The organism is Pseudomonas sp. CFBP 8770, assembly GCF_014841705.1.
Taxonomy (GTDB): Bacteria; Pseudomonadota; Gammaproteobacteria; order Pseudomonadales; family Pseudomonadaceae; genus Aquipseudomonas.
Genome location: NZ_JACYUL010000005.1, coordinates 282,677 through 307,429, shown reverse-complemented (window position 1 = coordinate 307,429; position 24,753 = coordinate 282,677). Strand labels below are relative to the sequence as shown.

General features: G+C 63.6%; 24 protein-coding genes. 16 read left to right on the top strand and 8 right to left on the bottom strand.

The window, feature by feature from the left end:
* Positions 1-19: 19 nt before the first annotated feature.
* On the bottom strand, positions 20-718 hold the full coding sequence (locus IFT98_RS13550; RefSeq protein WP_192049225.1) for a CoA transferase subunit A: 699 nt from the start codon (positions 716-718) through the stop codon (positions 20-22).
* Positions 719-847: 129 nt separating this feature from the next.
* Between IFT98_RS13550 and IFT98_RS13545 the strand changes: the two genes are divergently transcribed.
* Both IFT98_RS13545 and IFT98_RS13540 read left to right on the top strand, forming a co-directional pair.
* A complete protein-coding gene (locus IFT98_RS13545; RefSeq protein ID WP_192049223.1) occupies positions 848-1,744 on the top strand; it encodes a LysR family transcriptional regulator in 897 nt (298 codons plus the stop codon).
* A 74-nt stretch (positions 1,745-1,818) separates the two neighbouring features.
* Positions 1,819-2,640 carry an aldo/keto reductase gene (locus tag IFT98_RS13540; protein WP_192049221.1) on the top strand — a complete coding sequence of 274 codons (822 nt, stop codon included), beginning with the start codon at positions 1,819-1,821 and terminating at the stop codon, positions 2,638-2,640.
* Between the two features lie 44 nt (positions 2,641-2,684).
* On the opposite strand, the gene IFT98_RS13535 is transcribed toward IFT98_RS13540, so the two are convergent.
* Both IFT98_RS13535 and IFT98_RS13530 read right to left on the bottom strand, forming a co-directional pair.
* On the bottom strand, positions 2,685-3,218 hold the full coding sequence (locus IFT98_RS13535) for a DUF4174 domain-containing protein (protein ID WP_192049219.1): 534 nt from the start codon (positions 3,216-3,218) through the stop codon (positions 2,685-2,687).
* A gap of 31 nt (positions 3,219-3,249) precedes the next feature.
* A complete protein-coding gene (locus tag IFT98_RS13530) occupies positions 3,250-4,134 on the bottom strand; it encodes an EamA family transporter (RefSeq protein WP_197976660.1) in 885 nt (294 codons plus the stop codon).
* A gap of 195 nt (positions 4,135-4,329) precedes the next feature.
* Here IFT98_RS13530 and IFT98_RS13525 point away from each other — a divergent pair, with 195 nt between their 5' ends.
* From IFT98_RS13525 to prpF, 10 genes are all read left to right on the top strand, one after another.
* Positions 4,330-4,755, top strand: a complete 426-nt coding sequence (locus tag IFT98_RS13525) for a 3-isopropylmalate dehydratase (protein WP_122715525.1) — start codon at positions 4,330-4,332, stop codon at positions 4,753-4,755.
* Between the two features lie 50 nt (positions 4,756-4,805).
* On the top strand, positions 4,806-5,528 hold the full coding sequence (locus IFT98_RS13520; RefSeq protein ID WP_192049215.1) for a GNAT family N-acetyltransferase: 723 nt from the start codon (positions 4,806-4,808) through the stop codon (positions 5,526-5,528).
* Between the two features lie 76 nt (positions 5,529-5,604).
* Positions 5,605-7,332, top strand: a complete 1,728-nt coding sequence (gene ggt / locus IFT98_RS13515) for a gamma-glutamyltransferase (RefSeq protein ID WP_192049213.1) — start codon at positions 5,605-5,607, stop codon at positions 7,330-7,332.
* Positions 7,333-7,479: 147 nt separating this feature from the next.
* The gene (locus IFT98_RS13510) at positions 7,480-8,043 is read left to right on the top strand and encodes a type 1 glutamine amidotransferase domain-containing protein (protein WP_192049211.1); all 564 of its coding nucleotides are present in this window, start codon (positions 7,480-7,482) and stop codon (positions 8,041-8,043) included.
* Positions 8,044-8,076: 33 nt separating this feature from the next.
* Entirely contained in the window at positions 8,077-9,153 is a 1,077-nt protein-coding gene (locus tag IFT98_RS13505) for an alkene reductase (protein ID WP_192049210.1), read from the top strand.
* 130 nt (positions 9,154-9,283) lie between these two features.
* Entirely contained in the window at positions 9,284-10,036 is a 753-nt protein-coding gene (locus IFT98_RS13500; RefSeq protein WP_244650954.1) for a GntR family transcriptional regulator, read from the top strand.
* Entirely contained in the window at positions 10,033-10,920 is an 888-nt protein-coding gene (gene prpB, locus IFT98_RS13495) for a methylisocitrate lyase (protein ID WP_192049208.1), read from the top strand. Before IFT98_RS13500 ends, prpB begins: the two co-directional genes overlap by 4 nt.
* A gap of 41 nt (positions 10,921-10,961) precedes the next feature.
* A complete protein-coding gene (gene prpC, locus IFT98_RS13490; RefSeq protein ID WP_192049206.1) occupies positions 10,962-12,089 on the top strand; it encodes a bifunctional 2-methylcitrate synthase/citrate synthase in 1,128 nt (375 codons plus the stop codon).
* 105 nt (positions 12,090-12,194) lie between these two features.
* Positions 12,195-14,810: a Fe/S-dependent 2-methylisocitrate dehydratase AcnD gene (gene acnD / locus IFT98_RS13485; protein WP_192049204.1), complete on the top strand. Its 2,616-nt coding sequence runs from the start codon at positions 12,195-12,197 to the stop codon at positions 14,808-14,810.
* 10 nt (positions 14,811-14,820) lie between these two features.
* Positions 14,821-16,005 (top strand): 2-methylaconitate cis-trans isomerase PrpF, encoded by a 1,185-nt coding sequence (gene prpF, locus IFT98_RS13480; RefSeq protein ID WP_192049202.1) that lies wholly within the window; start codon positions 14,821-14,823, stop codon positions 16,003-16,005.
* 10 nt (positions 16,006-16,015) lie between these two features.
* Here prpF and IFT98_RS13475 read toward each other — a convergent pair whose 3' ends face one another.
* The 3 genes from IFT98_RS13475 to IFT98_RS13465 are packed head-to-tail and all read right to left on the bottom strand — an operon-like array spanning position 16,016 to position 18,106.
* Positions 16,016-16,714 (bottom strand): dihydrofolate reductase family protein, encoded by a 699-nt coding sequence (locus tag IFT98_RS13475; protein ID WP_192049200.1) that lies wholly within the window; start codon positions 16,712-16,714, stop codon positions 16,016-16,018.
* A gap of 57 nt (positions 16,715-16,771) precedes the next feature.
* Positions 16,772-17,275 (bottom strand): GNAT family N-acetyltransferase, encoded by a 504-nt coding sequence (locus IFT98_RS13470; RefSeq protein ID WP_192049198.1) that lies wholly within the window; start codon positions 17,273-17,275, stop codon positions 16,772-16,774.
* Between the two features lie 45 nt (positions 17,276-17,320).
* On the bottom strand, positions 17,321-18,106 hold the full coding sequence (locus tag IFT98_RS13465) for a sulfite exporter TauE/SafE family protein (protein ID WP_122477789.1): 786 nt from the start codon (positions 18,104-18,106) through the stop codon (positions 17,321-17,323).
* Between the two features lie 269 nt (positions 18,107-18,375).
* Between IFT98_RS13465 and IFT98_RS13460 the strand changes: the two genes are divergently transcribed.
* From IFT98_RS13460 to IFT98_RS13445, 4 genes are all read left to right on the top strand, one after another.
* Positions 18,376-19,098: a pirin family protein gene (locus IFT98_RS13460; RefSeq protein ID WP_192049196.1), complete on the top strand. Its 723-nt coding sequence runs from the start codon at positions 18,376-18,378 to the stop codon at positions 19,096-19,098.
* Between the two features lie 163 nt (positions 19,099-19,261).
* Positions 19,262-20,266: a GTP 3',8-cyclase MoaA gene (gene moaA / locus IFT98_RS13455; RefSeq protein WP_192049194.1), complete on the top strand. Its 1,005-nt coding sequence runs from the start codon at positions 19,262-19,264 to the stop codon at positions 20,264-20,266.
* A gap of 185 nt (positions 20,267-20,451) precedes the next feature.
* Positions 20,452-21,633 carry an acetyl-CoA C-acetyltransferase gene (locus IFT98_RS13450; protein ID WP_192049192.1) on the top strand — a complete coding sequence of 394 codons (1,182 nt, stop codon included), beginning with the start codon at positions 20,452-20,454 and terminating at the stop codon, positions 21,631-21,633.
* A gap of 89 nt (positions 21,634-21,722) precedes the next feature.
* The gene (locus IFT98_RS13445; RefSeq protein ID WP_192049190.1) at positions 21,723-22,025 is read left to right on the top strand and encodes an RcnB family protein; all 303 of its coding nucleotides are present in this window, start codon (positions 21,723-21,725) and stop codon (positions 22,023-22,025) included.
* A 43-nt stretch (positions 22,026-22,068) separates the two neighbouring features.
* Here the strand turns inward: IFT98_RS13445 and cysG are convergent, their stop codons facing one another.
* Together cysG and serS are read right to left on the bottom strand one after the other, a co-directional pair.
* The gene (gene cysG, locus IFT98_RS13440) at positions 22,069-23,460 is read right to left on the bottom strand and encodes a siroheme synthase CysG (protein ID WP_192049188.1); all 1,392 of its coding nucleotides are present in this window, start codon (positions 23,458-23,460) and stop codon (positions 22,069-22,071) included.
* On the bottom strand, positions 23,461-24,741 hold the full coding sequence (serS, locus tag IFT98_RS13435; protein WP_192049186.1) for a serine--tRNA ligase: 1,281 nt from the start codon (positions 24,739-24,741) through the stop codon (positions 23,461-23,463).
* Positions 24,742-24,753 lie beyond the last annotated feature (12 nt).

Below are 24,753 nucleotides of genomic sequence, written 5' to 3'. Positions count from 1 at the left end.
ACAGAGCAGATGGGAAGACTCAGGCCTTGAGCGTACGTTTTTCGATACGCTTCTCGAAGGTGCCCTGAATCACCCGGTCGACGTAGATGCCGGGCGTGTGGATGTGCTCGGGCAAGAGCACGCCGGGTTCGACGATTTCCTCGACCTCGACCACGGTGATGCGCCCGGCGCTCGCCGCCAACGGGTTGAAATTCTGTGCAGTATGGCGATAGATGACGTTGCCGAAATGGTCGGCCTTCCAGCCCTTGACGATGGCGAAGTCACCGGTGATGGCCTGCTCCAGAATGTACTGGCGGCCATTGAATTCACGCACTTCCTTGCCTTGCGCAATCGGCGTGCCGTAGCCGGTGGCGGTGAAGAACGCGGGGATGCCGGCGCCGCCGGCGCGCATCTTTTCCGCCAGGGTGCCTTGAGGGGTCAGTTCGACTTCCAGTTCGCCATCGAGCAACTGCCGCTCGAACAAAGCGTTTTCGCCGACATAGGAGGCGATCATCTTGCGGATCTGCCGGTCTTCGAGCAGCACGCCCAAGCCAAAACCATCAACCCCGCAGTTGTTCGACACCACCGTGAGCTCACGCACGCCCAGCCGCTTGATTTCGGCAATGAGGTTTTCCGGAATGCCGCACAGGCCGAACCCGCCGGCCAGTACGGTCATGCCATCGCGCAGGCCTTCGAGTGCCTGGGCATAGGTTGCCACTCGTTTATCGAGTCCAGCCATGATTGTTCGCCTTGTTTTGTTTGTTATGGCGCCGTCACTTCGGCAACGGCAAGCGTGACGGTATCTTCTCCCCACGGTGGTAATTTGTTAATTTTGTTTTTCTTGGGGATTGATTGGTTTTGCAAATAAATGAACGTCAAACAATTGCGCGCCTTTCTCGCTGTGGCCCAAGCGCTGAGCTTCGCCCAGGCCGGCGAAAAACTGCACCTTTCGCAACCCGCCTTGAGCCTGACCATCAAGGGCCTGGAAGAAGACCTGGGCGGCGCGCTGCTGATCCGCACTACGCGCAGCGTCAGCCTGACGCCAGAGGGTGAGGTGCTGGTGCCACTGGCGCGCCGCTTGCTGGCGGATTGGGACAATACCGAAGAGCTGCTGCGCCAGCACTTCACCCTGCAGTTGGGCAAAGTGTCCATCGCGGCCATGCCGTCATTCGCCGGCAACTTGCTGCCGGCGGCGCTGCGCATCTTTCGTGACCGTTACCCACGGGTCAATGTCGCGGTGCATGATGTGATCAACGAGCACGTGGTGGAGATGGTCCGCCATCGCAGGGTCGAGCTGGGCATAGGCTTCGAGCCGGAAAGCACCTCGTCCCTGGTGTTCACGCCCTTCTATACCGATCGGTTCGTGGCGGTGGTAGCAGCCGATTCGCCGCTGGCCGAGCAGGCGATGCTCACCTGGGAGACCCTGCTCGCCCACGATTTCATTGCCCTGCAGCGCCCTTCTGCGGTTCGCCTGCTGCTGGAAAGCGCTATCAGCGAGCAGCACGGCAAGCTTGCGGTGGCATTCGAGAGCCATCAGTTGAGCACCATCGGCCGCATGGTTGCCCACGGCCTGGGGGTGAGCGCGGTGCCGGCATTGTGCATCGAACAGATGCACGAGCTGGGCGCACGCTGCGTGCCGTTGGAGTCACCGCGCATCGAACGCCGTATCGGCCTGATGCGCCTGCCCGATCACAAGCTGTCGGCCGCCGCGCACGCGTTGATGGAGGTACTGCTGGAACACACTGCCCCGCGCCGGCTGGGTTGAACCGCAGCTTCATCGCACTGCCCAACCCTGCAGCGATGGCGCGTTTACCATGTTATCAACCACGGAGCATTGCGATGAACAGCATCAGCCTGGCCGGCAGGCCGGTCGCGAGAATCGGCCAGGGGACTTGGCGAATGGGCGAGGATCCGGCCCGTGCACGGCAGGAAATCGCCGCGCTTCAGCAGGGTATCGACCTGGGCCTGACACTGCTCGACACCGCCGAAATGTACGGCGAAGGCGGCGCCGAGAAGATCGTCGGGCAAGCCATTCAGGGCCGTCGTGACGACGTCATGCTGGTCAGTAAGGTCTACCCGCACAACGCCAACAGCCAAGGCGTGATCAAGGCGTGCGAGCGCAGCCTGCAGCGCCTGAACACCGAGCACATCGACCTGTATCTGCTGCACTGGCGCGGCCAGTATCCCTTGAGCGAAACCGTAGAGGCTTTCGAGCGGCTGCAGGCCCAGGGCAAGATCGGCCGTTGGGGCGTGTCCAATTTCGATGTCGATGACATGACCGAACTGGACGACACACGCTGTGCGACCAACCAGGTGCTGTACAACCTGGAAGAGCGTGGCATCGAGTTCGACCTGTTGCCGTGGTGCGCGAAGCACGCGATGCCATTGATGGCTTATTGTCCGATTGCCCAGGGCGGTCGCCTGCTCGACCAACCCGCCTTGCGCCAGGTAGCCGAGCGTCATGGCATCACGCCGGCCCAGGCATGCCTGGCCTGGGTGGTGCGCCACAACAATGTGATCGCGATCCCCAAGGCTTCCACGCCCGAGCATGTAAGGCTGAATGCCGGGGCCTTGCAGGTGAAGCTCGACGAAGCGGATCTAGCCTCGCTGGATGCCGCCTACCCACCGCCCCTGCGCAAGCAGCGCCTCAACATGGTTTGAACGCAACCGTCTGAACCGGCAACACGGCGCAGACCGCTGACGGATCAATCGTCGAGCGGCTGCGGCGCCTTGCTCGGCTTGGCGACCTTGCCCGGTTTGCTGGCAGGTTCCTGGGCAGCAGGCGCCACGGCTGCGGGCGCACTGGCGTCCTTTTCCGTTGCTGGCAACTGGTCAATGGTGCTGAACAGCTGTGAGGGCTCGACGTAACCCGCCTGTTCGAGCTTCTTCTCGCCGTCCTTGCCCAACAGCACGAACTTCTGGCTGGACCCGGCACCCAGCTTCAAGTCGCGGATCAGCGACATGGTGGCTTGCGGGTCGAGATCCTTGCCGTCACGCTGGCCAATGGTATTGATCACCGTGTACAGGACCATGCCGCGCTGCTTGAAGCCGTCGCGGTTGGCAGGTTCTTCCAGCGCCTTGCGCAGCTTCAGCAGGTTGGGATCCACCGAGCTCGGAGCAATCACCACCAGCGGCCGGGCCCTCCCGCGGTCCTGGGCCAGGGGGCTGTCACCATCGGCGGCCAGCAAGGGCGCGGCGAACGCGAACAGGGTGGCGAGGGTCAGCGACCGGGTCATCATGCTGCATCTCCTTGACGTATCGATGGCCTCATCATTGCAGAGATTTCGCCTCGGTGCGACCCATGCCCAGCCGGCTGACCAGGCTGCTGCCGAACACGTTGATCAACAGCCCGACCATGACCAGCGCCCCGCCCCACCACTGCAATGCACCCAGGCGCTCGCCCAGGATCCAGGCCGAAGAACTCAAGCCCACCACCGGCACCAGCAACGAAAACGGCGCGACCTTGCCCGCCGGATAACGCGACAACAGCTTGCTCCACAGGCTGTAGCCGAGCACCGTAGCCACGGCTGCCAGATAGACCAGGCTACCGATGGATTTCCAGCCGATGCCCAACAGCGACTGCTGGATCAGTGCCGGACCTTCCAGCCACAGCGACAGGGCGAAGAACGGCAAAGGCGGAATCAGTGCGCCCCAGATCACCAGCGCGACCAGGTCGATGTTGCCGAAGCGGCGGGTGATGACATTGCCCATTGCCCACATAGACGCCGCGCACAGAGTCAGCAAGACCGCCATCAGCGGCGTGGCCTGATCGCTTTCCAGGCCGATCATCGCCAGACCTCCAGCCGCCACCAGCAAGCCCACCACGCTGGCGGCGCGCAGCCGCTCGCCGATGAACAGCGCAGCGAAGAACAAGGTGAAGAAGGCCTGCGATTGCAGCACCAGCGAGGCCAGGCCGGCGGGCATGCCATTGGCCATAGCCTCGAACAGAAACGCGAACTGGCCCAGGGAAATGGTCGCGCCATAGGCGATCAGCCAGCGCAGCGGCAGGTTCGGCCGGCGGATAAAGAACACCGCGGGAATCGCCACCAGGGTGAAGCGCAGGCCGCCCAGCAGCATCGGCGGCAAGCCATCGAGACCGTAGCGGATCACCACGAAATTCAAACCCCAGACAACGATCACGACCAGGGCCAACATCAGGTCTCTAGGTGCCACGGTACCTCCACAGGTTCAGGTCAGTCCGTACGGATAAGCCTGTCCATTCTTGCCCATCGCGGACCTTGGCGGGAACCTGTTTCAAAACTTTTCTGAAGCTGGCCGCCTCGCGAGTGTTCAGCAGCCCGTCACCCTTGAGCTAGAGTGTGAGCACAGTGCCCTCTGAGGAATCGAACGATGCGTGTGTTCTGGATAATGCTGGCCGCGGCAAGCCTGTCGGGTTGTACCTCGTTTCGCGCTGATTCGGAGCATTTGAAAGCCGTACCGGCCGAACGCCTGTCGGCCTGGCAACAGACCCTCTCGCCATCGAGCGAACTGGTGGTGGACCGAGACATCGGCATGCTGGGCGGCGGCTGCTACGTGGCGCTGCTGATCGACCGTGAACCCGCCGCGCTGCTGGCCGTGGGTGAAGTGGCGACCTTCCACCTGCCGCCGGGCGAACACATCGTTGGCATCACCACCGACAAACAGGGTGGCCTGCTGTGCAGCAAAGGCCGCCTGAATCGCGAACTGCGCCTGCAGGCCCAGCCCGGCGAGCGCCAGCACCTGCGTATCGTCAGCGAAGCCAAGAGCGGCTTCGGCATCGTGCTGGATCCGCGCTGAGTTCGGCGCGACCTTCTTGCCCAACCCTGCCTACGTCATCAGGAGTCGTCATGCCCAGCAACGAGAACAGCCGCAACGAGCACCACCAGCCTGTAGGTCATGCCGTCCCCGAGTGGAGCGCCCGCACGCGGCCGGCCCACGACATCATCGAGGGGCGCTATTGCCGGCTTGAACCCCTGAACGCTGCGGCCCACGCCGAAGACCTGTTCAGTGGCTATTGCCAACAGACCGATGGCAGCGACTGGACCTACCTGCCGGTCGGACCGTTTGCCGACCTGGACAGCTACCTCACGCATTTGCAGCACGCGGCAGCCAGCCACGATCCGCAACACTGGGCCGTGATCGACCTGCGCACCCAGCGCGCGGTGGGCACCCTGGCCTTGATGCGCATGGACCCGGCCAACGGCGTCATCGAGGTCGGCCATGTGACGTTCTCGCCGCTGATGAAACGCACACCGCTGTCGACCGAAGCGCAATACCTGTTGATGCGCCGGGTGTTCGACGAACTGGGTTACCGCCGCTACGAATGGAAGTGCGACGCCCTCAACGAGCCCTCGCGCAAGGCCGCAGCGCGGCTGGGCTTCAGCTTCGAGGGCATCTTCCGCCAGGCGCTGGTGTACAAGGGCCGCAACCGCGATACCGCCTGGTTTTCCATCATCGACAGCGAATGGCCGGCGCTGCGCGCAGCGTTCGAGCGGTGGCTGGCGGCGGATAACTTCGATGCTGCCGGCCAGCAGCTGACAGCGTTGAACGCCGGCCGCCAGCAACATTGAGAAACAAGGCTATTCTTGCGATTGGCGAAGCGATTCGCCTTTTTGCTCCCCATCCGCAGAAGAAGAGAGCCACCTCTTGAAACTCGAACCCTTGCCCAAGTCGCTGATCGCCCTTGCGTTCGCGCTGGTGCCCGCCTGTACATTCGCCGCCTCTCCCGCCCCCGTCGCTGCCGAGAACGGCATGGTGGTCACCGCGCAGCAACTGGCCACCCACATTGGCGTGGATGTGCTCAAGGACGGCGGCAATGCCGTCGATGCCGCCGTGGCCGTAGGCTATGCCCTGGCCGTGGTCTACCCGGCTGCGGGCAACATCGGCGGCGGCGGCTTCATGACCCTGCAGATGGCCGACGGCCGCAAGACCTTCCTCGACTTCCGCGAGAAGGCGCCACTGGCCGCCACCGCCGACATGTACCTGGACAAGGCCGGAAACGTCATCGAGGGCCTGAGCACCGACGGCCATTTATCGGTAGGCATACCCGGCACGGTGTCGGGCATGGAGCTGGCTTTGCAGAAGTACGGCACCTTCAAACGCGCCGATCTGCTGGCACCGGCCATCAAGCTGGCGGACGAAGGTTTCACCCTGGCCCAGGGCGATGTCGATCTGCTGGAAACCGCCACCGAGGACTTCCGCAAGGACAGCCAGGATTCGGCAAAGATCTTTCTCAAGCAGGGCCAGCCGTACAAGGCCGGCGAAAAGCTGGTGCAGAAAGACCTGGCGCGCACCCTGCGGGAGATCTCCGACAAGGGTAACGCCGGGTTCTACCAAGGCTGGGTGGCCAAGGCCATCGTCGATTCGAGTCAGGCAGGCAAAGGCATCATCACTCAGGCCGACCTCGACAAGTACAAGACCCGCGAACTGGACCCGATCGAGTGCGACTACCGCGGCTACCATGTGGTTTCCGCGCCACCGCCCAGCTCCGGCGGCGTGGTCATCTGCCAGATCATGAACATCCTCCAGGGCTATCCGATGGCCGAGTTGGGCTATGGCTCGGCGCAGGGCATGCACTATCAGATCGAAGCCATGCGCCACGCCTACGTGGACCGCAACAGCTACCTGGGCGACCCGGATTTCGTCAAGAACCCGATCGCGCACCTGCTCGACGCCAACTACGCGACCAAGCTGCGCGACAGCATCGCACCGAACAAGGCCGGCGTTTCCGCCGAGATCAAGCCGGGTGTGGCGCCTCATGAGGGCAGCAATACCACCCATTACTCCATTGTCGACAAATGGGGCAACGCGGTGTCGGTGACCTACACCCTCAACGGCTGGTTCGGCGCGCGAGTGATGGCCAGCGGTACCGGCATCCTGCTCAACGACGAAATGGACGACTTCACCTCCAAGGTCGGCGTGGCCAACATGTACGGGCTGGTCCAGGGCGAGGCCAACGCCATCGCGCCGTACAAGACGCCGCTGTCGTCCATGAGCCCGACCATCGTCACCAAGGACGGCAAGCCAGTCATGGTGCTCGGCACGCCCGGCGGCAGCAGGATCATCACTGCCACCCTGCTGACCATGCTCAACGTGATCGACTACGGCATGGACATCCAGCAGGCGGTCAATGCACCGCGCTTCCACCAGCAGTGGATGCCCGACGTCACCAACCTGGAAAACTTCGCCATCAGCCCCGACACACGCAAGATTCTCGAAAGCTGGGGGCACAAGTTCGGTGAGCCGCAGGATGCCAACCACTTGGCTGCGATCCTGGTAGGCGCGCCGGCCCTGGGCGCCAAACCGGTGGCCAACAACCGTTTCTACGGCGCCAACGATCCCCGCCGCAACACTGGTCTTGCCGCAGGCTACTGAGCCGGCAAACGCAAAGGCAGGCCTGCAATCGGGCCTGCCCGCCCGCCGCACCGAAGAAGAATCCGCCTGAACTTTCCATTTTCCTCCGCGCTCAGATTTCCTGATCGCCTGGCGTGCCAGGCACCCACTGAGCCGAGGAAGACCTTCATGAGTACCCAACTGCAAGGCAAGAAAGTCCTGTTCATCACTGCCAACACCGGCATCGAACGCGACGAACTGCTCAAGCCCCTCGAAGCGCTGCGCGAAGCAGGCGCTACCGTGACCCACGCTTCGAGCGAAGGCGGCACCGTGCAGACTTTCCAGCAGGACACCGAGAAAGACCGTACCGTTGAATCCGACGGCAAGATCCAGGGCCTGAACGCCAGCGACTTCGACGCCCTGGTGATTCCCGGCGGCACCGTGAATGCCGACACCCTGCGCCAGGACACCGATGCCCAGCAATTGGTCAAGGCATTCGCCGATGCCGGCAAGGTCGTGGCCGCCATCTGCCATGGTCCATGGCTGCTGATCAATGCCGGCGTGATCCCCGGCAAAACCCTGACCTCGTACCCCAGCGTCAGCCTCGACCTGACCAACGCCGGTGCTTCCGGCTGGGTCGATCAAGAGGTCAAGCAGTGCGGTGCCAACGGCTGGACCCTGATCACCTCGCGCAACCCGAAGGATATCCCGGCCTTCAATGACGCCATCATCAAAGCCCTCGGCACTGCCTGAGCCGCCTTTCAACCCACAGACCAGGGAGACCAGATGCCTTCTTTATTCGACCCGATCCAGGTTGGCGCGCAGAAGCTGCCCCATCGCATCCTGATGGCGCCGCTGACCCGCGGCCGTGCCACGCGCAACCATGTACCCACCGATCTGATGATCGAGTACTACACCCAGCGCGCGAGCGCCGGGCTGATCATCACCGAAGCCACCGGCATCACTCAGGAAGGCCTGGGCTGGCCCTACGCGCCCGGCATCTGGAGCGACGAGCAGGTCGAGGGCTGGAAGAAGATCACCGCTGCGGTGCATGAAGCCGGTGGCCGCATCGACCTGCAACTGTGGCACATGGGCCGCATCGTTCATCCCAGCTTCCTCGGCGGCGCGCAGCCGGTTTCCTCGTCGGCGACCACTGCGCCAGGTCAGACCCACACCTACGATGGCAAGCAGCCCTATACACAAGCGCGTCCGTTGGGGATCCACGAGATTCCACGCTTGCTGGACGATTACGAGCATGCCGCGAAAAATGCCATGCGCGCCGGTTTCGATGGCGTGCAGATCCACGCGGCCAACGGTTACCTGATCGATCAGTTCTTGCGCGACAACAGCAATTTCCGCGAGGACGCCTACGGCGGCTCGGTGGAAAACCGCATCCGCCTGTTGACCGAGGTCACACAGCGGGTTGTCGACACTATTGGTGCCGAGCGCACCGGCGTGCGTTTGTCGCCCAACGGTGATTCGCAGGGGGTCAACGACAGCGATCCGGAAACCTTGTTCTCGGCTGCAGCCGCGGCGTTGGACAAGATAGGCATTGCCTACCTTGAACTGCGCGAGCCGCCCTTCGACGGCACCTTCGGCAAGGCCGACCGCCCACCCGTGCATCCGGTCATCCGCAAGGCCTTCAGCCGCACGTTGGTGCTCAATTCCGATTACACCAAAGAGAAAGCGCAGGCTGCGCTGGACGCAGGTGAAGCCGACGCCATTGCCTTCGGGCGCCCGTTCCTGGCCAACCCCGATCTACCCCATCGGTTCGCCGAAGGCTTGCCGCTGAACAAGGATGTAATGGAAACCTGGTACAGCCAGGGGCCCGAAGGCTATGTGGACTACCCCACAGCCGAGTGATAGCAGCACGGTATCGGGGGCCAGCGCCCCCGATCACTTCAACAGATTGTCGACACTTGACCTGGCGCGTATTGACTAGCTGCTTTAACAGGGCTATTTTTTGGTCACTACCTGCCCAGGTGTCGACAATATGTCTTCCGCTCCCGTTTCATTGCACGTCCTGCCCAACGATGACGCCTCGCTCGTTTCCAGTGTTCCGAGTGACACCGAGACGCTGTCGGAAAACGTCTTCCGTCGTATCCAGGCGGCCATCGTCAATGGCGAAATAGCCCCTGGCAGCAAGATTTCCGAACCCGAACTGGCACGTACCTACGGCATCAGCCGGGGTCCCCTGCGCGAAGCCATCCATCGGCTGGAGGGTCAACGCTTACTGGTGCGCATCCCGCACGTGGGCGCACGGGTGGTGTCGCTCAACCACGCCGAACTCATCGAACTCTACGAAATCCGCGAATCGCTCGAAGGCATGGCCTGCCGGCTCGCGGCCACGCGCATGAGCCAGGTACAGATCGACGAACTTCGCGAGGTGCTGGCCACCCATGAGCGCGATGCCGCCTTCCAGGCCGGCGTCGGCTACTACCAGCAGGAAGGCGATTTTGACTTCCACTACCGGATCATCCAAGGCAGCGGCAACAGCACGCTGGTGCAGATGCTATGTGACGATCTCTACCAGTTGGTGCGCATGTACCGGATCCAGTTTTCGGCCACGCCCAACCGCCCCCATCAGGCCTTTGCCGAACACCACCGTATTCTCGACGCCATCGCCGAGCGTGATGGCGAACTGGCCGAGTTGCTCATGCGCAGGCACATCGCTGCGTCCAAGCGCAACATCGAGCGCCATTACCTGGAACCCAACCACAACAACACCCCAGGAGCCCAACCATGAATCAGCCGTCCCGCCCCGGCCAACGCTTCCGCCAGGCACTTGCCGAAGAGTCACCCCTGCAGGTCGTCGGCACCATCAACGCCAACCACGCACTGCTCGCGCAGCGGGCTGGATTCAAGGCCATCTACCTGTCAGGAGGCGGCGTCGCCGCGGGTTCGCTGGGCCTGCCCGACCTGGGCATCACCGGGCTGGATGATGTACTGACCGACGTACGCCGCATCACCGACGTCTGCGAGCTGCCGTTGCTGGTCGATGTCGACACCGGGTTCGGCTCGTCGGCGTTCAACGTCGCGCGCACCGTCAAGTCGATGATCAAGTTCGGCGCGGCGGCCATGCACATCGAGGACCAGGTGGGCGCCAAGCGCTGCGGCCATCGGCCGAACAAGGAAATCGTCTCACAGCAGGAGATGGTCGATCGCATCAAGGCGGCCGTGGATGCGCGCACCGACGACAGTTTCGTGATCATGGCGCGCACCGACGCCCTGGCGGTGGAAGGCCTGGAGTCTGCCCTGGATCGCGCCGCCGCCTGCATCGAGGCGGGTGCGGACATGATCTTTCCCGAAGCCATCACCGAATTGCAGATGTACCAGCTGTTCGCCAGCCGAGTGAAAGCGCCGATTCTGGCCAACATCACCGAGTTCGGCGCCACACCGCTGTTCACCACCGAGCAACTGGGTGGCGTTGGCGTTGGCCTGGTGCTTTACCCACTGTCGGCGTTCCGCGCCATGAACAAGGCGGCCGAGAACGTCTACACCGCGATACGTCGCGATGGCACTCAGCAAAATGTCATCGACACCATGCAGACTCGCATGGAGCTGTACGAGGCAATCGACTACCACGACTTCGAGCGCAAACTGGACGCACTGTTTGCGCAGAAAAAGTGATCACTGCATTCCAATAACAAATCCAAGATCGGAGAAAACCCATGGCCGAAGCAAAAGTACTCAGTGGCGCTGGCCTGCGTGGCCAAGTGGCCGGACAGACCGCCCTTTCGACCGTCGGCATGCCCGGTGCCGGGCTGACCTATCGTGGCTATGATGTGCGCGAACTGGCCGAACATGCCCTGTTCGAAGAAGTCGCCTACCTGCTTCTCCACGGCGAGCTGCCCACGCCTGCCGAATTGGCTGCCTACCAGGGCAAGCTGCGCAGCCTGCGCGACCTGCCGCAGCCGTTGAAGGAAGTGCTCGAACGCATTCCCTCGAGCACCCATCCGATGGACGTGATGCGCACCGGTTGCTCGTTCCTTGGCACCCTGGAGCCGGAGCGCAACTTCGACCAGCAGGAACACGTGAGCGACCGTCTGCTGGCGGCGTTCCCTGCAATGATGTGCTACTGGTACCGCTACAGCCACCATGGCGTTCGCATCAGTTGCCGCAGCGACGAGGAGACGTTCGCCGGGCACTTCCTGTACCTGCTGCATGGCAAGTCGCCGAGTGAATTGCACAGCAAGGTGATGGACGTCTCGTTGATTCTCTACGCCGAGCACGAATTCAACGCCTCGACCTTCACCGCCCGCGTCTGCGCATCGACCTTGTCGGACATGTATTCATGCGTGACCGCCGCCATCGGCTCCTTGCGCGGCCCCCTGCACGGCGGTGCCAACGAGGCTGCCATGGCGATGATCCAGAAGTTCGCCTCACCCGAGGAAGCGGTGCGCGGCACCTTGGCCATGCTGGAACGCAAGGACAAGATCATGGGTTTCGGCCATGCCGTGTACAAGGACAACGATCCGCGCAACGAAGTGATCAAGGGCTGGGCGAAGAAGCTGAGCGAAGAAGCGGGCGACAAGGTGCTCTACCCGGTGTCCGAGGCCATCGACAAGACCATGTGGGAGCAGAAGAAGCTGTTTCCCAACGCCGACTTCTACCATGCCTCGGCGTACCACTTCATGGGCATCGCCACCGAACTGTTCACGCCCATCTTCGTTTGCTCGCGGGTGACGGGCTGGGCGGCGCACGTATTCGAGCAGCGCGCGAACAACCGGATCATCCGGCCCAGCGCGGAGTATGTCGGCGTGGAACAGCGCGCATTCGTGCCTCTGGATCGTCGCTGACCTGGCGGGCCTCTTCGCGGGTAGAAGGCTTGACGGCCGCCCGCGAAGGCCACCCCGCCGAACTTTTGCCACGCCTGACCATGCCGTGCACCGTGAGCCGACTTGATGAACACACAATACCGCAAGACCCTGCCGAACTCGCCACTGGACTATTACGACGCCCGAGAAGCCGTCGAAGCCCTCCAGCCGGGCGCCTACGCCACCCTGCCCTACACCTCCCGCGTACTCGCCGAAAACCTGGTGCGACGCTGCGACCCGATCACCTTGGACGCCTCGCTGCGCCAGCTGATCGAGCGCAAGCGCGATCTGGACTTCCCCTGGTACCCGGCACGAGTGGTGTGCCATGACATTCTCGGCCAGACCGCGCTGGTCGACCTCGCCGGCCTGCGCGACGCCATTGCCTCGCAGGGCGGCGACCCCGCGCTGGTGAATCCGGTGGTGCCGACCCAACTGATCGTCGATCACTCGCTGGCGGTGGAAAGCGCCGGCTTCGACCCCCAGGCGTTCGAAAAGAACCGCGCCATCGAAGACCGCCGCAACGAAGACCGCTTCCATTTCATCGACTGGACGCGCAAGGCCTTCAAGAACGTCGACGTCATTCCACCAGGCAACGGCATCATGCACCAGATCAACCTGGAGAAGATGTCGCCGGTCATCCAGGTTCGCGAAGGCGTTGCCTTTCCGGACACCTGTGTCGGCACTGACAGCCACACACCCCACGTCGACGCGCTGGGGGTGGTTGCCATCGGTGTCGGCGGGCTCGAAGCCGAAAGCGTCATGCTCGGTCGCGCCTCGTGGATGCGCCTGCCCGAGATCGTCGGGGTCGAACTGACCGGGCAGCTGCAACCCGGCATCACCGCCACCGACATGGTGCTGGCCCTGACCCAATACCTGCGCCAGCAGAAGGTCGTCGGAGCCTATTTGGAATTCTTCGGCGAAGGCGCACGCGAACTGACGCTGGGCGACCGCGCCACCATCTCCAACATGGCGCCGGAATACGGTGCCACGGCGGCGATGTTCGCCATCGACCAGCAGACCATCGACTACCTGCGTCTCACTGGTCGTGAAGAGCAGCAAGTGCAGCTGGTCGAGGACTACGCCCGCCTCACCGGCCTGTGGGCCGACAGCCTGGACGCCGCCGTCTATGAGCGCGACCTGAGCTTCGATCTGTCGGGCGTGGTGCGCAACATGGCCGGCCCGAGCAACCCCCACGCGCGGGTGGCGACCAGTGACCTCGCCGCCCAAGGCATCGCCGGCCCCTGGACCGACGTGCCTGGGCAGATGCCGGACGGCGCGGTGATCATCGCCGCCATCACCAGTTGCACCAACACCAGCAACCCACGCAACGTGATCGCCGCAGGCCTGTTGGCGCGCAACGCCAACCGCCTGGGCCTGACCCGCAAACCGTGGGTAAAGTCATCCCTGGCACCGGGCTCGAAAACCGTGGCGCTGTACCTGGACGAAGCCGGTCTGACCGAAGAACTGGAAACCTTGGGCTTCGGCATCGTCGCGTTCGCCTGCACCACCTGCAATGGCATGTCCGGCGCGCTCGACCCGGTGATCCAGCAAGAGATCATCGAACGCGACCTGTATGCCACGGCGGTGCTCTCGGGCAATCGCAACTTCGACGGGCGCATCCACCCGTACGCCCGTCAGGCGTTCCTCGCCTCACCGCCTTTGGTAGTCGCCTATGCCATCGCCGGCACCATCCGCTTCGACATCGAGAAAGACGTGCTCGGCTACGATCAGCAGGGCCAACCCATTCGGCTCAAGGACATCTGGCCCAGTGACGAAGAAGTCAATGCCGTGGTCAAGTCGTCGGTGAAACCGGAACAGTTCCGCCAGGTGTACATCCCCATGTTCGCCATCCACGAAGACACCGGGCCAAAAGTCGCGCCCCTCTACGACTGGCGCCCGGCGAGCACCTACATCCGCCGTCCCCCCTACTGGGAAGGCGCCCTGGCCGGCGAGCGCACGCTCAAGGGCATGCGACCCCTGGCCGTGTTGCCGGACAACATCACCACCGATCACTTGTCGCCGTCCAACGCGATCATGCTCGACAGCGCCGCGGGCGAATACCTGGCCAAAATGGGCCTGCCCGAAGAAGACTTCAACTCCTACGCCACCCACCGCGGCGATCACCTGACTGCCCAACGCGCGACGTTCGCCAACCCCAAACTGTTCAATGAAATGGTGATGGAAAACGGCAAGGTCCGCCAAGGCTCGCTGACCCGCCTGGAACCCGAAGGCCAGGTGATGCGCATGTGGGAAGCGATCGAAACCTACATGCTGCGCGAGCAGCCGCTGATCATCATTGCCGGGGCCGACTACGGCCAGGGTTCTTCGCGCGACTGGGCGGCCAAAGGCGTACGCCTGGCCGGGGTCGAGGCGATTGCAGCGGAGGGCTTCGAGCGCATCCACCGGACCAATCTGGTGGGCATGGGCGTGCTGCCGCTGCAGTTCGCCGCCGGTACCGACCGCAAGACCCTGGGTATCGACGGCACCGAAGTGTTCGATGTCATTGGCCGACTGACGCCACAGGCGCAGCTGACGCTGATCATCGAGCGGCGCAATGGCGAGCGCCTGGAGGTGCCGGTGACCTGCCGACTGGACACTGCCGAAGAGGTCTCGATCTACGAAGCCGGCGGTGTGCTGCAGCGCTTCGCCCAGGATTTCCTGCAGGCCACTGCGCCCGCTCCCCATGCCGCCGGCGCTCACTGAGGACAGTCCCATGACGCAGATTCGCATTCCCGCCACCTACATGCGCGGCGGCACCAGCAAAGGCGTGTTCTTCAACCTCGCCGACCTGCCCGAGCCGGCGCGCCAGCCCGGGCCGCTGCGTGACGCCCTGCTGCTGCGGGTGATCGGCAGCCCGGACCCGTACGGCAAGCAGATCGACGGCATGGGTGGCGCCACTTCGAGCACCAGCAAGACGGTGATCGTCAGCCCGAGCAGCCAGCCGGGGCATGACGTCGACTATCTGTTCGGCCAGGTATCCATCGACAGCGCGTTCGTCGACTGGAGCGGCAACTGCGGCAACCTGTCCGCGGCGGTCGGCCCCTTTGCCATCAGTACTGGCCTGCTCGATCCTTCCCGCGTTCCCCACGACGGCATCGCCGTGGTTCGCGTGTGGCAGGCCAACATCGGCAAGACGATCATCGCCCATGTGCCCATCAGCGGCGGTGTGGTGCAGGAAACCGGTGACTTCGAACTCGACGGCGTGACGTTTCCGGCCGCCGAAGTGCAACTGGAGTTTCTCGATCCGGCTGCCGAGGCCGAGGGAGCGGCAGGTGCGATGTTCCCCACCGGCAACCTTGTCGACACGCTGGACGTGCCCAGCGTAGGTCGTTTCGAGGCGACCATGATCAACGCGGGCATTCCGACCATCTTCATCGATGCCGCCGCGCTGGGTTACAGCGGCTGCGAACTGCAGGAGGCGATCAACGGGGACTCGCAGGCGCTGGCCCGCTTCGAGAGCATCCGCGCCCACGGCGCACTGCGCATGGGTCTGATCAACCGCCTGGAAGACGCGCAGACGCGCCAGCACACGCCCAAGGTCGCTTTCGTCGCGCCACCGGCCGATTACCTCGCTTCCAGCGGCAAACCCGTAGCGGCCGCCGATATCGACCTGACCGTGCGCGCCCTGTCGATGGGCAAGCTGCACCACGCCATGATGGGCACTGCGGCGGTTGCCATCGGCACCGCTGCGGCCATACCCGGCACCGTGGTCAACCGCGCGGCTGGGGGTGGCGTGCGCAGTACGGTGTGCTTCGGCCATCCATCGGGCACCTTGCGCGTCGGCGCCCAGGCCGACGAAGTCGCGGGCCAGTGGCAAGTGACCAAGGCGATCATGAGCCGCAGCGCGCGGGTATTGATGGAAGGCTGGGTACGCGTGCCCGCACAGACCCTGGCCTAGCGTTCGGCCTTTAGTCCGGCAGCGTCTGCTGCCGGTAGCGCAGCCACACCGCTCCGCCCTCCTGCACTTCGGCACTGTCCAGGGACAGGTAGGTTGGCTGTTGCCACTGCCCGGCGTCGATCTCGAACGACGCCGGGTGCTCGCCGCGGCCGTCCACCAGAGGCAGCAGCAGGACACTGATTTCATCGACCAGTCCCGCATTCACGAACGAGCCACTGACGTGCGGCCCCCCTTCTACGATCAGGCGCTTGATGCCCAATTCACGGCCGAGAATATCCAGCACTCGATGCAGGTCGAGGGTGTCCTGACCGCCAAAAATGTAGGACACCTGGATCGATTGCAGGTAGGCCAGGTAGTCGTCGCTGACGCCTTCGGTCAGCACTTCGACGATGTGCGAGTCCAGCGCCGTGTTGGATTTCCAACCGACCTTGCCCTTCGGATCGATGGAAATGGCATAGGCGCTCGCGGCGCGATCGGCAAAGTACGGCGTACGCGCAATCGGCCCGGTGGCCAGGCCGGACGGATAACCCTCGTCGTGGGCGATCTCCTGCATGGTCACCCGGCCACAGGCCCAGGCATCGAACTCGAACTGCTTGGCCAACTGCTCGTACAGCTCTCCAGCGGCGTTCTTGAACGGCCGCGCCCAGCCGTCGGTGAGGGCATGACCATCGACGGAGGACATCATGTGACAGATCACGTAGGGCTTCATTGGCGGCTCCAAGGCTTTCGGTATGTCTATCACCGACCGGCGCCCCTGGCCGTTGGTTCAGCCTGAAGCGGCGCAGCGCATGTGGGTCGTCTGCCATACGGGGTCTGACTCGACGTCGAGCACCTCGAACCCCTGTTTCTGCCAGAACGCGATGGCTCCGGGCAGGAACGGGTGCGTATGCAGGTACAGGGTTCGCACACCTGCCGCACGCGCCTGCGCCAGCAGCGCTGCATACAGCGCCTTGGCCACGCCGGCACCACGGCAGCTGGGCGAAACGAACAACCGGACGACCTCGACGGTGGCCTCGAGCGGCAGCTGCAGCTGATTGAAGCGCTGGTCGTAGGGCAGGTAACCGATGCTGCCAACGATCTGGCCCGCCTGCCAGGCCAGCAGGAAACAGCCTTGGGCGGGGCCCAGGTAAATCTCGGTAAAACGCGCCAGGTCATCCGGCATGTGCGTGGCATCCAGTTGCGGAAAGATCGAGGCCCGCGCAGCCATGACGTAATCCAGGGTCGCAGCGACCTGATTCGATTGCACGGGGCGAATGTCTACCGCGTTCATGGAATCTGCTCCGCACATGAGATAACCCGCGCCGGTATGAGGGGCTCAGAAAGCAAGCTTGAAACCTATCAGCAGCAGCATCACCGCCAGGCAAGGCCGCAGGATGTCGTCCGATACTCGCCCGGACAGATGACTGCCCAGCCAGATGCCTGGCAGCGAGCCAAGCAGCAAGTGGCCGAGCAGCGACCAGTCCATGTTGCCCATACTGGCGTGGCCCATGCCCGCCACCAGGGTCAGGGGCACGGCGTGGGCGATCTCGGTGCCGACCAGGCGCCGCGTCGCCAGGAACGGGTACAGCAGGAACAGGGCCACGGTGCCCAGTGCACCGGCGCCGATGGACGTGAGCGAAACCATCACACCAAGGACTACGCCGGTGATCACCGTCAGCCCGTTGAGGGTGCTGGCGCTGAGGTTGTAGCGGTCGCCGGCATGGCGGCTGGCAAAGGCCTGCAGGCGCTTCTTGAAGAGGATGGCGAACGCGGTCAGGAACAGCACCGCAGCCAATGCCTGCTTGATCACCGCGCCCATGGCCTGCGGTTCGGCATCCAGGCTTTTCAGATACCAGAGCACCAGCGCCGCCGCGGGCACGCTGCCCAGCGCCAGCCAGCCGGTAATCTTCCAGTCGATGTTCTTGTTGCGGCCATGCACCCAGACGCCACTGGCCTTGGTGATGGCGGCGTACAACAGGTCAGTGCCAACGGCAGTGGCCGGATTGATGCCAAACCAGAGCAGGATGGGCGTCATCAGCGAGCCGCCGCCTACACCCGTCATGCCGACGATGAAACCGACCACCAGCCCGGCCACGGTGAAACCCCAGGTACCTACGTCCATTCTTACGTCCTACACATCAGATTCAGCATCGCGGGAGCGGTAGCCGGGCGGCAGGATAACAATTTCTGATATAGCCAATTATAACTATGCAGCATTAGCTTATAACCATCACATGATCATACGGAGCAAACGCGACACCCCCAGACTGTCAACCTGAGAGCGACAGTCCTGCGCTCTCGGGGCGATTTATCCCGGCGCTGCGAACGCATAATCTTTACCCATCGCACAGCATCTCCAACGCTGCGCCTCACCAGAATCGGGAGAACACCATGCTCGCACTTCGCAAAGCTTCGGACCGCGGTATCGCCAACCATGGCTGGCTGCAATCCTTCCATACCTTTTCCTTCGGCCACTACCGTGATCCGCAGGAGCAGGGCTTCTCCGATCTGTTGGTGATCAACGACGATCGCGTCAGCGCCGGCAAGGGTTTCGGTCAGCACCCGCACCGCGACATGGAGATCTTCTCCTACGTGCTGCAAGGCGCACTGGCGCACAAGGACACCCTGGGTACCGGCTCGGTCATTCGCCCGGGCGACGTGCAGCTGATGAGCGCAGGCCACGGGGTGGCCCACAGCGAGTTCAACCACAGCGATGCCGATTCCGTGCACTTCCTGCAGATCTGGATCGTGCCCGCGCAAGCAGGCGCCGAGCCTCGCTACCAGCAGGAGCATTTCTCGGCCGAGCAGAAACGTGGCCGCCTGCAACTGATCATCTCGCCCGATGGCGCGCAAGGCTCGCTTGAAGTGCGCCAGGATGCGCGGGTCTACGCCGGCCTGTTCGACGGCGCGGAACAGGCCACGCTGACGCTGGCGGACCACCGCTACGCCTATGTGCACGTCGCCACGGGCAGCATCGAACTCAACGGCCAGCGTCTGAACGAAGGAGATGGCGTGCGCCTGCGCGAGGAAACCGTGCTGCAGTTGACCAACGGGGTCGACGCCGAGGTGCTGGTATTCGACCTGCGTCCCAACGAGTTGCCGCAGATGCCATGACCGGGCTGTGCACCGGGGGCCGATCAATCCTGTCGATGACTGCATTGAAAAAAGCGATTGGCTTGACCCCGGTGTGGCGCGTACCTTCAAGGTCTGCATTTTTTTTGCAACGCCTGCATGGCGTTGGCAGTCGAAATGGTCATGCCCTTTACTGGTACCCCCGATGCACACCCCTGAGCGCACACTGCACGATGGCTACGCCCGCAAAGTCGATTACCTGAGGTTGTCGGTCACCGATCGCTGCGACTTCCGCTGCGTGTATTGCATGGCCGAAGAAATGACGTTTCTGCCGCGCCAGCAGATCCTCAGCCTCGAGGAGCTCGAGCAGGTGGCCGCAAGCTTCGTCGCCCTGGGGACTCGCAAGATCCGCCTGACCGGCGGTGAGCCCCTGGTGCGCTCGGGCATCGTCGACCTGTGCCGCCGCATCGCCGCCCTGCCCGGCCTGCAGGAACTGTGCATGACCACCAATGGCTCGCGGCTGGAAAGCTTGGCCCAGCCGTTGTTCGACGCCGGCGTCAAGCGCCTGAACATCAGCTTGGACAGCCTCGATCCAGCGCGTTTTCGCGAACTCACCCGTACCGGCGACCTGAACAAGGTGATTGCCGGCATCGACGCCGCCAACGCGGCCGGATTTCACCATACCAAGCTCAACTGCGTGGTCATGCAGGGTCGCAACGATGACGAAGTCGTCGACCTGGTGAGCTTTGCCATCGACCGCGGCCTGGACATTTCCTTCATCGAGGAGATGCCCCTGGGGGCCATCAGCGAGCACAGCCGCGCCGAAGCCTTCTACTCGAGTGATCAGGTGCGCGCGCGCATCGCCGAGCGTTACGAGCTGTTGCCCTCAACCGACTCCACCCAGGGCCCATCGCGCTACTGGCGCATCCCCCAGGCCCCGGGCACGCGCATCGGTTTCATTTCCCCTCACAGCCACAACTTCTGTGCGACCTGCAACCGCGTGCGCCTGACCGTCGAAGGGCGCCTTCTGCTGTGCCTGGGCAACGAGCATTCGGCGGACCTCAAGCAAGTCCTGCGTGATCATCCCGGCCAGCCGGAAGTGCTCGAACAGGCGATCATCCAGGCCATGCAGCTCAAGCCGTGGAGCCACAACTTCCGCCTCGACGATGACGTGCAGGTGGTGCGTTTCATGAACATGACCGGCGGCTGATTGCGGGCGCCGGTGTTCGACATTGTTCTGCTTTTTTTATGAACCCGTTTGAAAATGCAATTTATCAAATCAGTGCACAGGGCTGACAATCACTCTGTGCCGTCGCTGTGTGTCCGGTACGTCAAGCGGTGCCATCCGCTTCCTACAAGAACAAGGCCACCGGCCGCCCTACCGAGGACTCCTTCATGCAAGACGTCGTTATCGTTGCCGCCACACGCACTGCCGTAGGCAGTTTCCAGGGTTCACTGGCGAGCGTACCCGCCGTCGAGCTGGGCGCTGCGGTGATTCGCCGACTGATCGCACAGACCAGTCTGGATCCCGCACAGGTCGACGAAGTCATTCTCGGACAGGTACTTACCGCAGGCGCCGGACAGAACCCTGCGCGCCAGGCGGCGATGTTTGCCGGCCTGCCCAGCGCCGTGCCGGCCATGACCTTGAACAAGGTCTGCGGTTCAGGGCTCAAAGCCGTGCACCTGGCCGCCCAGGCCATCCGCTGCGGCGATGCCGAGGTGATCATCGCCGGCGGCATGGAAAACATGAGCCTGGCGCCCTACCTGTTGCCGGCCGCACGTACCGGTCTGCGCATGGGCAATGCAGCGCTGGTCGACAGCATGATCAAGGATGGCCTGTGGGATGTCTTCAACGACTATCACATGGGCATTACCGCAGAAAACCTGGCCGAACAGTACGGCATCAGCCGCGAAGCCCAGGATGCATTCGCTGCGCAGTCCCAGCAAAAGGCCATGGCGGCCATCGAAGCGGGTCGTTTCGTCGATGAAATCACCCCCATTGCCGTGCCCCAGCGCAAAGGCGAACCTGTGCCGTTCGCGGTAGACGAGCAGCCCCGTGCCGACACCACGGCGCAAAGCCTGGGCAAGCTCAAGCCGGCCTTCAAAGCCGAGGGCAGCGTGACCGCTGGCAATGCGTCGTCGCTCAACGATGGCGCTGCGGCCGTGCTGCTCATGAGTGCGAGCAAGGCCCAGGCGTTGGGCCTGCCGGTGCTGGCGCGCATTGCCGCCTATGCCAATGCCGGCGTGGATCCCGCGGTGATGGGCATCGCGCCGGTGTCGGCGACCCGCCGCTGCCTGGAGAAGGCCGGCTGGAGCCTGGAGCAACTGGACCTGATCGAAGCCAACGAGGCCTTCGCAGCACAAGCGCTGTCGGTTGGCCAAGTGCTGGGCTGGGACGCCGACAAGGTCAACGTCAACGGCGGTGCCATTGCATTGGGTCACCCAATCGGCGCTTCTGGCTGCCGGGTACTGGTCACGTTGCTGCATGAGATGCTGCGTCGAGATGCCAGCAAGGGTTTGGCCACTCTGTGCATTGGCGGTGGGCAAGGTGTAGCCCTGGCTCTGGCGCGAGACTGACCCGGCAGCAGGCAACGCGCACTGGCCAGCGTGTGGTGAATGGATGGAGAATGGTACGCTCAGCCCACGGTATTGTTCAGGAGTTACCCATGAGCCGCATGCTGTTCGCTTCGCTGTGCGTCACCGGCGCGCTACTGTCGGCCGCATCGCCCGCCACGTTCGCCATCGAAGTATTCCGCCCGCCCGGCAACGCCACCGAGCTGGTGTCCCTGGGCAAGGGCGACCGTGTTCCGGCAGCCTATGCCCAACCCGATTCAGCTTTCATCGGGTGGAAATCCTCGGGGCTCAAGCAACCCGATCCGGACAGCCAGTGGGTGCAGATCGGCGACAACTTCGTACTGGTCCGACGCAGCAATGCTGTGATTCAGGACATCCAGCCCATTCCCAAGTAACGGCTGTCGTCCATCATCAACACCCGGCGCCGGCCTGTGCGCGTCAGCGGTACTGCGCGCCGTCGAACCAGGCCAGTTTCTCGCGCAGCACCACCACTTCGCCAACGATGACCAGCGTAGGTGCATGCACTTCATGCTCGGCGACCATCCGCGGCAAGTCCGCCAGGGTGCCGGTGAACACCCGCTGGTTCACCGTGGTGCCTTGCTGGATCAACGCCGCCGGTGTATCCGCGGCGCGCCCGTGGCGAATCAACTCTTCACAGATGATCGGCAGGCCGATCAGGCCCATGTAGAACACCAGCGTCTGCCCTGGAGACACCAGATCGTGCCACGGCAGGTCACTGGTGTTGTTCTTCAAGTGCCCGGTGACGAAACGCACCGACTGCGCGTAGTCGCGGTGGGTCAGTGGAATGCCGGCATACGCGGCACAGCCGCTGGCTGCAGTGATGCCCGGTACCACCTGGAATGGGATGCCGTGGGCCGCCAATTCCTCGATCTCTTCGCCGCCCCGGCCGAATATGAACGGATCCCCGCCCTTGAGGCGCAGCACGCGCTTGCCCTGCTTGGCCAAGGCCACCAGTTGCTGGTTGATCTGTTCCTGCGGCAAGGCATGCTCGGCGCGACGCTTGCCGACATACACCCGTTCGGCGTCGCGACGACACAGGTCGAGGATGGCCGGCGCGACGAGGCGGTCGTAGAGCACCACATCGGCCTGCTGCATCAAGCGCAGGGCGCGAAAAGTCAGCAGGTCCGGGTCACCGGGGCCAGCGCCCACCAGGTAGACCTCACCTGGCGCATGGGGCGGCGCGCCGTCCACCTTGGCCTGGAGCATGCGCTCGGCCTCGGCGCCCTGCCCGGCCAACTGGCGATCGGCGATCGGGCCCTGAAACACTTCCTCCCAGAACGCACGGCGCTGGGTGACATCCGGGTACAGCGCCTTGACCTTCTGCCGAAAGCGCGCCGCCAGGCCGGCTAGCTCGCCATAGGTGGATGGAATCCAGGTTTCCAGCTTGGCGCGGATCAGCCGTGCCAGGACCGGGGCGTCGCCGCCACTGGACACCGCCACCACCAAGGGTGAGCGGTCGACGATGGCCGGAAAGATCACCGTACACAGTGCTGGCGCATCGACCACGTTGACCGGCACACAGCGCGCGCGGGCATCGGCCGACACCTGGGCGTTGAGTGGTTCGTCATCGGTGGCGGCGATCACCAGCACGCAGCCGTCCAGATCGCTGCTCAGGTAACCCCGGTCGAGCATCTGCCCGCCGCTGCCGCGCACCAGATCGGCAAGCTGCGGGTCGATGCTCGGAGCGACCACGCGCAGCACCGCGCCAGCCTCGGCCAGCAGGCGCGATTTGCGCAGGGCGATCTCGCCCCCGCCTACCACAAGCACCTGGCTGTCGCGCAATTTGTGGAACAGCGGCAGAAACTCCATTTAGCCGATGACCTCGATGCCGCCCATATAGGGCTTGAGTACTTCGGGCACGCGGATGCTGCCGTCGGCCTGCTGGTAGTTCTCCAGCACGGCCACCAAGGTGCGACCGACTGCCAGGCCCGAGCCGTTCAAGGTATGCACCAGTTCGGGTTTGCCTGTTTCGGGATTACGGAAGCGGGCCTGCATGCGCCGCGCCTGGAAATCCCCAGTGTTGGAACACGAGGAAATCTCGCGGTACTTGTCCTGGCTCGGCACCCAGACTTCCAGATCGTAGGTTTTCACCGCGCTGAAGCCCATGTCGCCGGTGCACAGGGCCAGGACCCGGTACGGCAGCTCCAGCGCCTGCAGGATGCGCTCGGCGTTGGCGGTCAGGCTTTCCAGAGCCTCCATGGACTTGGAAGGTTCGACCACCTGGACCATCTCGACCTTGTCGAACTGGTGCTGGCGGATCATGCCACGCGTATCGCGCCCGGACGCACCGGCTTCGCTGCGAAAGCACGGCGTGTGGGCAACGAACTTGAGGGGCAGCAGCTTGGCATCGAGGATTTCCCCGGCCACGATGTTGGTCAGCGAGACTTCGGCCGTGGGGATCAGATACAGATCGGCTTCACCTTCACGGCTGATCTTGAACAGGTCTTCTTCGAACTTGGGCAACTGACCGGTACCCTGCAAGGCCGGCGCCTGTACCAGATACGGGGTGTAGGCTTCTTCGTAGCCATGCTCGCTGACGTGCAGGTTGATCATGAACTGCGCCAGTGCGCGATGCAGGCGGGCAATCGGCCCACGCATGATGGCAAAGCGTGCGCCGGACAGCTTGGCGGCCGTCTCGAAATCCAGGCCACCCGACTTGCCACCCAGGGCAACGTGATCCTGCACCGGGAAGTCGAACGTGGTAGGCGTTCCCCAGCGGCGGACCTCGACGTTGCCGTCTTCGTCCGCGCCGACCGGCACCGATTCGTGGGGCAGGTTGGGAATGCCCAGCGCAATACCGTCGAGCTCGCCCTGCAGCTGTTCCAACTCCGCCTTGCCACGACCCAGCTCCTCGGCAATGGACTCGACCTGCGCTTTCAGCGCGTCGACATCGCCGCCACTTTTCATCACCTGGCCAATGGACTTGGACAGCGCATTGCGCTCGGCCTGCAGTTGTTCGGTGCGGGTCTGCACGGTCTTGCGCTGGGCTTCCAGCGCCTCGAGGCGTGCCACATCCAGGACATAGCCACGGCTGGCAAGGCGATCCGCTACGTCCTGAAGCTGGCTACGTAACAGTTTGGAATCGAGCATGTCGGTCTCTCG

Bases quoted from the DNA above. Each gene is read 5' to 3' on its own strand.
- IFT98_RS13545 (WP_192049223.1), top strand. From the start codon at position 848: ATGAACGTCAAACAATTGCGCGCCTTTCTCGCTGTGGCCCAAGCGCTG.
- IFT98_RS13475 (WP_192049200.1), bottom strand. From the start codon at position 16,714: ATGAAGCCCTACGTGATCTGTCACATGATGTCCTCCGTCGATGGTCAT.
- IFT98_RS13470 (WP_192049198.1), bottom strand. From the start codon at position 17,275: ATGAACGCGGTAGACATTCGCCCCGTGCAATCGAATCAGGTCGCTGCG.
- IFT98_RS13450 (WP_192049192.1), top strand. From the start codon at position 20,452: ATGCAAGACGTCGTTATCGTTGCCGCCACACGCACTGCCGTAGGCAGT.
- IFT98_RS13500 (WP_244650954.1), top strand. From the start codon at position 9,284: ATGTCTTCCGCTCCCGTTTCATTGCACGTCCTGCCCAACGATGACGCC.
- moaA (WP_192049194.1), top strand. From the start codon at position 19,262: ATGCACACCCCTGAGCGCACACTGCACGATGGCTACGCCCGCAAAGTC.
- IFT98_RS13445 (WP_192049190.1), top strand. From the start codon at position 21,723: ATGAGCCGCATGCTGTTCGCTTCGCTGTGCGTCACCGGCGCGCTACTG.
- IFT98_RS13540 (WP_192049221.1), top strand. From the start codon at position 1,819: ATGAACAGCATCAGCCTGGCCGGCAGGCCGGTCGCGAGAATCGGCCAG.
- cysG (WP_192049188.1), bottom strand. From the start codon at position 23,460: ATGGAGTTTCTGCCGCTGTTCCACAAATTGCGCGACAGCCAGGTGCTT.
- IFT98_RS13535 (WP_192049219.1), bottom strand. From the start codon at position 3,218: ATGATGACCCGGTCGCTGACCCTCGCCACCCTGTTCGCGTTCGCCGCG.
- prpC (WP_192049206.1), top strand. From the start codon at position 10,962: ATGGCCGAAGCAAAAGTACTCAGTGGCGCTGGCCTGCGTGGCCAAGTG.
- IFT98_RS13530 (WP_197976660.1), bottom strand. From the start codon at position 4,134: ATGTTGGCCCTGGTCGTGATCGTTGTCTGGGGTTTGAATTTCGTGGTG.
- IFT98_RS13525 (WP_122715525.1), top strand. From the start codon at position 4,330: ATGCGTGTGTTCTGGATAATGCTGGCCGCGGCAAGCCTGTCGGGTTGT.
- IFT98_RS13505 (WP_192049210.1), top strand. From the start codon at position 8,077: ATGCCTTCTTTATTCGACCCGATCCAGGTTGGCGCGCAGAAGCTGCCC.
- IFT98_RS13520 (WP_192049215.1), top strand. From the start codon at position 4,806: ATGCCCAGCAACGAGAACAGCCGCAACGAGCACCACCAGCCTGTAGGT.
- IFT98_RS13465 (WP_122477789.1), bottom strand. From the start codon at position 18,106: ATGGACGTAGGTACCTGGGGTTTCACCGTGGCCGGGCTGGTGGTCGGT.
- prpB (WP_192049208.1), top strand. From the start codon at position 10,033: ATGAATCAGCCGTCCCGCCCCGGCCAACGCTTCCGCCAGGCACTTGCC.
- acnD (WP_192049204.1), top strand. From the start codon at position 12,195: ATGAACACACAATACCGCAAGACCCTGCCGAACTCGCCACTGGACTAT.
- IFT98_RS13510 (WP_192049211.1), top strand. From the start codon at position 7,480: ATGAGTACCCAACTGCAAGGCAAGAAAGTCCTGTTCATCACTGCCAAC.
- serS (WP_192049186.1), bottom strand. From the start codon at position 24,741: ATGCTCGATTCCAAACTGTTACGTAGCCAGCTTCAGGACGTAGCGGAT.
- IFT98_RS13550 (WP_192049225.1), bottom strand. From the start codon at position 718: ATGGCTGGACTCGATAAACGAGTGGCAACCTATGCCCAGGCACTCGAA.
- prpF (WP_192049202.1), top strand. From the start codon at position 14,821: ATGACGCAGATTCGCATTCCCGCCACCTACATGCGCGGCGGCACCAGC.
- IFT98_RS13460 (WP_192049196.1), top strand. From the start codon at position 18,376: ATGCTCGCACTTCGCAAAGCTTCGGACCGCGGTATCGCCAACCATGGC.